The organism is Salinarimonas rosea DSM 21201, from assembly GCF_000429045.1.
GTDB classification, from domain to species: Bacteria; Pseudomonadota; Alphaproteobacteria; order Rhizobiales; family Beijerinckiaceae; genus Salinarimonas; species Salinarimonas rosea.
In genome coordinates this window covers 81075-88715 of the sequence record NZ_AUBC01000023.1, presented here as the reverse complement: position 1 = coordinate 88715, position 7641 = coordinate 81075, and the positions used below count along the sequence as shown (strand labels likewise).

The 7641-nt window shown below is 72.6% G+C and carries 7 protein-coding genes; all 7 read right to left on the bottom strand.

Features of this window, described 5'->3' with window-relative positions; translation table 11 throughout:
• Nucleotides 1–122: 122 nt before the first annotated feature.
• The 7 genes from G407_RS30620 to G407_RS28210 all read right to left on the bottom strand — a co-directional run bounded on the left by G407_RS30620 (nt 123) and on the right by G407_RS28210 (nt 7637).
• Nucleotides 123–602, bottom strand: a complete 480-nt coding sequence (locus G407_RS30620; RefSeq protein ID WP_052341477.1) for a GNAT family N-acetyltransferase — start codon at nt 600–602, stop codon at nt 123–125.
• Nucleotides 599–1444: an alpha/beta hydrolase gene (locus G407_RS28215; protein ID WP_169728798.1), complete on the bottom strand. Its 846-nt coding sequence runs from the start codon at nt 1442–1444 to the stop codon at nt 599–601. Before G407_RS28215 ends, G407_RS30620 begins: the two co-directional genes overlap by 4 nt.
• Before the next feature lie 59 nt (nt 1445–1503).
• Nucleotides 1504–2898, bottom strand: coding sequence for an NAD(P)(+) transhydrogenase (Re/Si-specific) subunit beta (locus tag G407_RS0116790; protein WP_029031766.1), 1395 nt, complete (start codon nt 2896–2898; stop codon nt 1504–1506).
• Nucleotides 2899–2902: 4 nt separating this feature from the next.
• Entirely contained in the window at nt 2903–3358 is a 456-nt protein-coding gene (locus tag G407_RS0116785) for a proton-translocating transhydrogenase family protein (protein ID WP_029031765.1), read from the bottom strand.
• A gap of 31 nt (nt 3359–3389) precedes the next feature.
• On the bottom strand, nt 3390–4538 hold the full coding sequence (locus tag G407_RS0116780; protein WP_029031764.1) for a Re/Si-specific NAD(P)(+) transhydrogenase subunit alpha: 1149 nt from the start codon (nt 4536–4538) through the stop codon (nt 3390–3392).
• An 89-nt stretch (nt 4539–4627) separates the two neighbouring features.
• On the bottom strand, nt 4628–4930 hold the full coding sequence (locus tag G407_RS0116775; RefSeq protein WP_425337505.1) for an aa3-type cytochrome c oxidase subunit IV: 303 nt from the start codon (nt 4928–4930) through the stop codon (nt 4628–4630).
• Between the two features lie 142 nt (nt 4931–5072).
• Nucleotides 5073–7637: a YbcC family protein gene (locus G407_RS28210; protein WP_052341476.1), complete on the bottom strand. Its 2565-nt coding sequence runs from the start codon at nt 7635–7637 to the stop codon at nt 5073–5075.
• Nucleotides 7638–7641 lie beyond the last annotated feature (4 nt).

The window sequence follows — 7641 nt, the reverse complement described above, 5'->3', positions numbered from 1 at the left end:
ATCTCCTGAAGCTCGTGTTGTCGCAAACCCAAGCTTCCGGGATCCCCGATCCCGTTCAAGTCCCCTCCGTCTCACTTCTGTCCGGCCCTACACAGTGCGGCATGGGCGGCCCGGCGGAGGCTTCAGGAGACGTCCTTGACGAGGATCGTCAGGTAGTCGCCGAAGCCGGCGCGCCGGTAGGCCCCCACGGCGGCCGCGTTCGCCGCGAGCGCACCGATGGCGAGGCGCTTGAGGCCGGCCTCGCGGGTGAGCGCCTCCGCCTGCGACAGCAGCGCCCGCCCGATGCCGCGCCCCCGCGCATCCTCGACGACGATCAGGTCCGCCACCTGCCCGTAGCGGCGCACGTCCTCGCGGACGTAGGGGTGCTCCTCCTCGATCACGAAGACGAGGAGGCCGACCGGGTGCCCGTCCTCCTCGGCGAGCAGCATGCGGCCCTTGGTGCGCGCCACGCGCTCCACGGCGGCCGCATAGGCCGCCTCGGCGGCGGCGCGGGTGGTGAGCCGGTCGTCGACGAGGGTGGCCTCGACGGCGTTGAGCGCGTCGATCAGGTCGACGCAGGTCCCACGGTCGGCCGGGCCGGCGGTGCGGATGGCGAGGGTCATCCGCCGGCCTCCTCCATCAGGTATTCCGCCGCCCTCCCCTCCTCGACCGCATCGAGCAGCGCGCGCACCGCGGCGAGGCCGCCGTTCTCGAGGAGGCCCGTGTGGCCCTCGCCGTCGAACGCGACGAAGCGCTTGGGCTCGCCCGCCGCCTCGTAGAGCGCGCGGCCCTGGGCGAAGGGCGTGATCGCGTCCGCCGTGCCGTGCATGACGAGGAGCGGCGCCTCGACGGCGGCGATGCGGGCGGCGGAATCGAACTGGTCGTGCATGAGGAGGCCGATCGGCACGAAGGGATAGCGCATGCGCGCCACGTCCGCGGCGGAGGTGAAGGGCGCGTCGAGCACGACCGCGCCGACGTCGGTCTGCGCGGCGAGCGCCACCGCGACGCCGGTGCCGAGCGACTCGCCGTAGAGCACGATGCGCTGCGCGGGCGCGTGCTCCCGTGCGAAGGCGAGCGCGGCGCGGCCGTCGGCGACGAGGCCCTCCTCGGTCGGGGAGCCGGTCGAGCCGGAATAGCCGCGGTAGGAGGTGATCAGCACGCCGCGCCCGCCCTCGGCGAGCGCCGCGGCGCGGGGCGCGCGCTGGCGGATCGAGCCGGCATTGCCGTGGAAGTAGACGACCAGCGTGCGGCCGGGCTCCGGCGGGCGGAAATAGGCGCGGATGCGCTCGCCGTCCGCGGTTTCCAGCACGACGTCCGCGAAGCCCTCGGCCCCCGCCTCCGCGGCGGTGGCGACGCCCTGCGGCGCCGGATATTGCAGCGGACGCTGATAGAGGTAGAGCGCGGCGACGAGCGCCGCGTAGACGCCGGCGACCAGGACGAGCGCGCGCACGAGACGCTTCAGCACGGCGGCTCTCCCCGGGCTCGAGGGACCGGGGGGGGACGCATCCTCCCCGATCCGCGTCGTCACATCGCCTTGACGATCTCGTCGACCATCTTCTTGGCGTCGCCGAAGAGCATCATCGTGTTGTCGCGGAAGAACAGCTCGTTCTCGACGCCGGCGTATCCCGAGCCCATGCCGCGCTTGAGGAACAGCACCGTGCCCGCCTTCTCGACGTCGAGGATCGGCATGCCGTAGATGGCGGAGGTCTTGTCCGTCTTGGCGGCGGGGTTGGTGACGTCGTTTGCGCCGATGACGAAGGCGACGTCCGCCTGGGCGAACTCGCCGTTGATGTCCTCGAGCTCGAAGACCTCGTCGTAGGGCACCTGCGCCTCGGCGAGGAGCACGTTCATGTGGCCGGGCATGCGGCCCGCGACCGGGTGGATCGCGTACTTGACCGTGACGCCCTCCGCCTTGAGCAGGTCCGCCATCTCGCGCAGCGTGTGCTGGGCCTGGGCGACGGCCATGCCGTAGCCCGGCACGATGATGACCTTGGAGGCGTTCTTCATGATGAAGGCGGCGTCCTCCGCCGAGCCCTTCTTCACGGGCCGCGTCTCCGCCTCGCCGGCCGCGGCGCCCGCCGTCTCGCCGCCGAAGCCGCCGAGGATGACCGAGACGAAGCTCCGGTTCATCCCCTTGCACATGATGTAGGACAGGATCGCGCCCGAGGACCCGACGAGCGCGCCGGTGATGATCAGAGCGAGGTTGCCCAGCGTGAAGCCGATGCCCGCCGCCGCCCAGCCCGAGTAGGAGTTGAGCATCGAGACGACGACCGGCATGTCGGCGCCGCCGATCGGGATGATCAGCAGAACGCCGAGCGCCAGCGCGATCAGCACCAGCAGCCAGAAGGCGAGCGCCGATTCGGTGCCCATGAAGAGCCCCATGAGGATCACCGCGCCGGCGGCGAGCGCGATGTTGATCACGTGCCGCGAGGGCAGCATGATCGGCTTGCCGGACATGCGCCCGTCGAGCTTCAGGAACGCGATGATCGAGCCGGTGAAGGTGATCGCGCCGATGGCGGCGCCGAGCCCCATCTCGAACAGGCTCGCACCCTCGATCGCGCCCGGCGCGCCGATGGCGAAGGCCTGCGGGGCGTAGAGCGCCGCCGCCGCGACCAGCACCGCGGCGAGGCCGACGAGCGAGTGGAAGGCCGCGACGAGCTGCGGCATCGCCGTCATCGGCACGCGCTTGGCGATGAGCGCGCCGACGCCACCGCCGATGGCGATGCCGACGATCACGAGCAGCCAGCCGCCGAGCGCCGGCGGGGCGTAGACCAGCGTGGTGAGCACGGCGATCGCCATGCCGACCATGCCGTACATGTTGCCCTGGCGCGACGTCGTCGGGTGCGAGAGCCCGCGCAGCGCCAGGATGAAGAGCACGCCCGAGACGAGGTAGAGCAGGTTCGCGAGATTGTCGCCCATCGCCTCAGCCCTTCTTCTTGTACATGGCGAGCATCCGCGCCGTGACGAGGAAGCCGCCGAAGATGTTCACCGAGGCGAGCACGAGGGCGATGAAGCCGAGCACCGTCGCCCCCCAGGCGGCCCCGGAGGAGGCGACGTCCGCCACCTGGACGCCGACCGCGAGCAGCGCGCCGACCACGATCACGGAGGAGATCGCGTTCGTCACCGACATCAGCGGCGTGTGCAGCGCCGGCGTGACCGACCACACCACGTAGTAGCCGACGAAGATCGCCAGCACGAAGATCGCGAAGCGGAACACCGTGGGGTCGACCGCCCCGCCGGTGGCGGCCGAGACGCCGTTCGCCACCATGTCGGAGGCGATCATGTCGGCGTAGGACTGCGCCGCGGTGGCGGCCTCGCGCGCGGCTTCCGCGGCGGCCTGGGCCCGGTCGAGCGCCTGCTCGGGAGTGAGAGTGGCCATTCCTGTCCCCAATCTGTCTCGCCGCGCGCCGTCAGGCGGCGGGCTGCGGCTGCGGCTGGAAGCTCGGATGGACGATCGCGCCGTCCCGCGTCAGCAGCGTCGCCTTGACGAGCTCGTCGTCCCAGGTCGGCGCCAGCACCTTCGTCTCCTTGTCGATCATGGTCTCGACGAAGGCGAGCAGGTTCTTGGCGTAGAGGCTCGACGCCGTCGCCGCGAGGCGGCCCGGCACGTTGAGGTAGCCGACGATCTTCACGCCGTCGTGGTCCACGACCTCGCCCGGCTGCGAGAGCTCGCAATTGCCCCCGCGCTCGACCGCGAGATCGACGATCACCGAGCCCGGGCGCATCGTCTCGACCATCGCCTTCGTCACGAGCTTCGGCGCGGGCCGGCCCGGGATCAGGGCGGTCGTGATCACGATGTCCTGCTTGGCGATGTGAGAGGCGACGAGCTCGGCCTGCTTGGCCTTGTACTCCGCCGACATCTCCTTGGCGTAGCCGCCGGCGGTCTCCGCCTGCTTGAACTCCTCGTCCTCGACCGCGACGAACTTGGCGCCGAGCGATTCGACCTGCTCCTTCGAGGCGGGGCGCACGTCGGTGGCGGAAACGACGGCGCCGAGCCGGCGCGCGGTCGCGATCGCCTGGAGGCCGGCGACGCCCGCGCCCATCACGAAGACGCGGGCCGCCGGGACCGTGCCGGCGGCGGTCATCATCATCGGCATGGCGCGGCCGTAGACGGCGGAGGCGTCGATCACGGAGCGGTAGCCCGCGAGGTTCGCCTGGGAGGAGAGCACGTCCATCACCTGGGCGCGGGTGATGCGGGGCATCAGCTCCATGGCGAAGGCGGCGAGCTTCTTCTCGGCCATCGCCTGGAGCGCGGCCTCGTTGCCGTAGGGATCCATCGTCGCGACGACGACGGCGCCGTCCTTGATCGCAGCGAGGCGCTCGCCCTCGGGGCGGCGCACCAGGAGGACGGCGTCGGCCTCGCCCGCCGCGGCGGCGGCGTCCGGCGCGATCGTCGCGCCGGCGGCCTCGTAGTCCGCGTCCCGCAGTCCCGAGCCGGCGCCGGCGCCGGACTGGATCACGACCGTGGCTCCGAGCCCGACGAGCTTCTTCACCGTGTCGGGCGTCGCGGCGACGCGGGCCTCGTTGGCGTCCGATTCCGTGAGGACGGCGATGCGCATGCCCTCTCCCCCCTGTGACGTCGTTCTACGGGCGAGCGGGGCGCGGATGCGGGGCCGGTCCGGCCGCGCGGCGCGCCCGCGCGGGTGGTTCAGGCCAGAAGCAAGGCGAGGAGCATGAACGCGACCACGACGGCCGGCGCGCGCCAGCCCACGTTCGGGAACAGCGCGCCGATGCCGCCGGCGATCATCGAGGCGACGACGCCCACGATGCCGGTGAGCCAGGCGTCCTTGATCCCGCCGAGCGCGAGCGCGAGGACCCATGCGATCACGACGAGCGCGGAGATCGTCGTGAACACGATGAAGCCGTTGTAGGTCGTCTCGTGGGTCTTCCCGTCCATATCGGGGCTGTAGCCGTCGTTCGGGTGACGCTCGTCGTGAACCATCGTCGCCATGTTCCTGGTCATCCTTCCACGCAAACGACCTCGGCTTTAGCCGAAGCGCGGGCGCGCCGCAATGCGTCAATCGAAGATCACCGCTCCGGGAAGACGAGGACGCCGGCGCGGCGGCGAAGCCGGGACGCCGGGGTCCGGTCCCTCACGCGTCGAGCGTCTCCCAGGCGAGGCCGCCGACGTAGCGGCGCACGGTCCGCCCCTCGTCGTCCAGCTGCAGGAGCCTCAGCCAGCCGTTGTCCACGAGCCGGCGCACGCCCTCGTGCCCGGCGACGACACGGTTCATCGCCTCGATCGGCGCCTCGATGAAGACGTCGAGCCGCAGCGGCTCGTGCACGAGCCGGGCGCCGTCGTGAACCGATTGCAGCGGCAGGCCGACCTTGAGGTCGCCGCCGTTGCCCTCGAGCACGCCGAGCCCGCCGACGACGTTGTGCAGCACCTTGTTGCCCGAGCCGAAGGCCCGGTTGTCGACCGAGGAGCCGTAGTATTGCAGGCTGATCCAGGAGGCGACGACCATCGGCGCGGTCATGATCAGCTCGAGGATGCCGAAGCCCTCGTCCGCGCGCCAGTCGTAGTCGTGGAGGAAGGAGCGCCCGCCGAGATCGATGCCGCGCGTGCGTGCCCGCGGCGCGGCGACGAAGGCGGCGCAGCCGGCGAGTCCCCATTCGGGTCGCACCTGCGACCAGTCCTTCGCGCGCGCCAGGACCTGGGCGTCGACGCCGGCGCCCGGCACGTCGAGGCCGAGCAGCGCCGACCGCTCCAGCCGCGTCAGCGCGCCGGCTTCGGCGAGCCGGGCCTCCAGCCGGGCGACGTCGCCGGAATGGCTGTCGGGGATCGTCTCCAGGTCGTAGAGCCGGACCTCGTCGGTCGTCGTGTCGTGCAGCGCCGGGACGAACCAGGTGTCGTCCGGCAGGCCCCGGCCCGCGTCCTTCAACGCCGCCCGGACCGCGGAATCGTTGAGGATCGCCGTCGTCGCCCGCGCGTTCGCCTCGCCGGTGTGGCCGCCGCAGGCGCCGCAGTCGAGGCCCGACGCGTGCGGGTTGTTCACGGTCGACGAGCCGTGGCCGGCGAGCACGATCAGCCGGGCGTGGGGGCCCGTCATCGACATCGCCTCGAGCACGACCTTCGCGGTCGCGATGCGCTGCTCCACCGAGATGCCCGCGAGCCGCCCGTCGACGTCGCTCGGCTCCAGCGTCGGCCCGAGCCGCCTCGCCGCATCCGCGTCGAGGCCGTCGACGGCGGGCGGCGTCACCGGCCGGGTGCGACCGAGCGAGTCGCCCACGAGCTTGCCCGCGAACAGGAGCCCCGCCGCCTCGACATAGGCGAAGGAGGAGACGGCGGACTGCTTGAAGGTCTTCCACGCCTTCGCCGCCTCCTGCCGCAGCCGACGCCGGCCGGCGATCTCGGCGCGCGCGCCGGCGTCCGCACCCGCGACCTCCTCGCAGACGACGAAGGCGGGCTTCAAGAGCACCGGGCACTGCGCCCCGCCCTTGCGCCGCCCGAAGGGCACGTATTCGATCGGCAGGCCGAAGAAGCCGGCGAAGCCGATCGTCTGCACGTCGGGCGCGACCGTCTCGAGCGCGCGCCGGAACACTTCCGAGCGGACGTCGATGCAGAAGGCCGCCTGCACCGCCGGTCGCTCGGCCGCCGCGATCGGGGCGCCCGCGCCCGACCGGTTGGCCGCGACGATCCGCGCCACGAGCGCGCGCCGGCGCGCGATCTCGGCGGCGTCCTGGAGGATGGTGTCGACGACCCGCTCCGGGTCGAGGGTCCGTGACGCGCTCATGCGCACGAGCGCCTCCCCCCAGGCGGCGCGCGCCTGCGGCGTCACCGCGAGGAGCGCGGCGTCGTAGGAGAGCCGGATCGCGAGGAGCTCTTTCAGGACCGGATCGCCGCCGCCGTGGAGCTCGGCGTTCCAGACGAGGTAGCGCGCGTAGGAGGCCCAGCCGGCGATGGTCACGAGCGCCCGATGCAGGTAGTCCGCCCGCGCGGCATCCGGCACGCCGAGCGCGGCGATCGCCGCCGCGATCGCGCTGTCGGCATCCTCGGGCAGTGCGGCGAGCGCCCGGCGGAAGCCCGCAAAGCCCATCACCTCGGGCGTGCGGTCGAAGCCGGCCTGCGCCCGCCAGGCGGCGTAGAGGCCGCGCCCGAGGTACGGCGCGCGCCAGAGCGCCTGGCCTTCGTCGAACACCCGCGCGCAGGTCTTCGAGATCTCCTCGACGACGAGCGCGGCGGCGCCGACGGCGGGGTCGCGCCCGGTGGCCGCGTCGATCACCTCGGCGGTGGTGAGCGCGAGGAGGCGCGGCGGCACGTCCTGCGCCATCTTCGCCTTCAGGGCGGCGAGGTCCGCCGGCGCGCCCGCATTCCTGCCCACGCCGGCGGCGCGCAGCGCCTCCGCGAGATCCGCGTCGCCGATCTCGCCCGCCGCGTGCTTGGCCGCATAATGGCTCCGCGGCAGCGTCATCCGCGCGCCCGAGACCCGCGCGAGAGTGGTCGCGGCCTCGGCGAAGCTCTGCTCCGAGAGGCCGAGGAAGGGGTTCACGGCGACGAAGTGCTTCAAGGGCCACAGCGGCGCGATCCGGCCGCAGGCGGTGGCGACGTCGGCCTCGAGGCTCGCCCGCGAGCCGGGCGTCCCGGGGGCCGCGACGGCCTCGGCGCGGGCGAGCGCGGCCTCGCCGTGGGAGAGGTCGGCGGGGGTCGTCTTGGTCATCACG

Bases quoted from the DNA above. Each gene is read 5' to 3' on its own strand.
- G407_RS30620 (WP_052341477.1), bottom strand. From the start codon at position 602: ATGACCCTCGCCATCCGCACCGCCGGCCCGGCCGACCGTGGGACCTGC.
- G407_RS0116790 (WP_029031766.1), bottom strand. From the start codon at position 2,898: ATGGGCGACAATCTCGCGAACCTGCTCTACCTCGTCTCGGGCGTGCTC.
- G407_RS0116785 (WP_029031765.1), bottom strand. From the start codon at position 3,358: ATGGCCACTCTCACTCCCGAGCAGGCGCTCGACCGGGCCCAGGCCGCC.
- G407_RS0116780 (WP_029031764.1), bottom strand. From the start codon at position 4,538: ATGCGCATCGCCGTCCTCACGGAATCGGACGCCAACGAGGCCCGCGTC.
- G407_RS0116775 (WP_425337505.1), bottom strand. From the start codon at position 4,930: ATGGCGACGATGGTTCACGACGAGCGTCACCCGAACGACGGCTACAGC.
- G407_RS28210 (WP_052341476.1), bottom strand. From the start codon at position 7,637: ATGACCAAGACGACCCCCGCCGACCTCTCCCACGGCGAGGCCGCGCTC.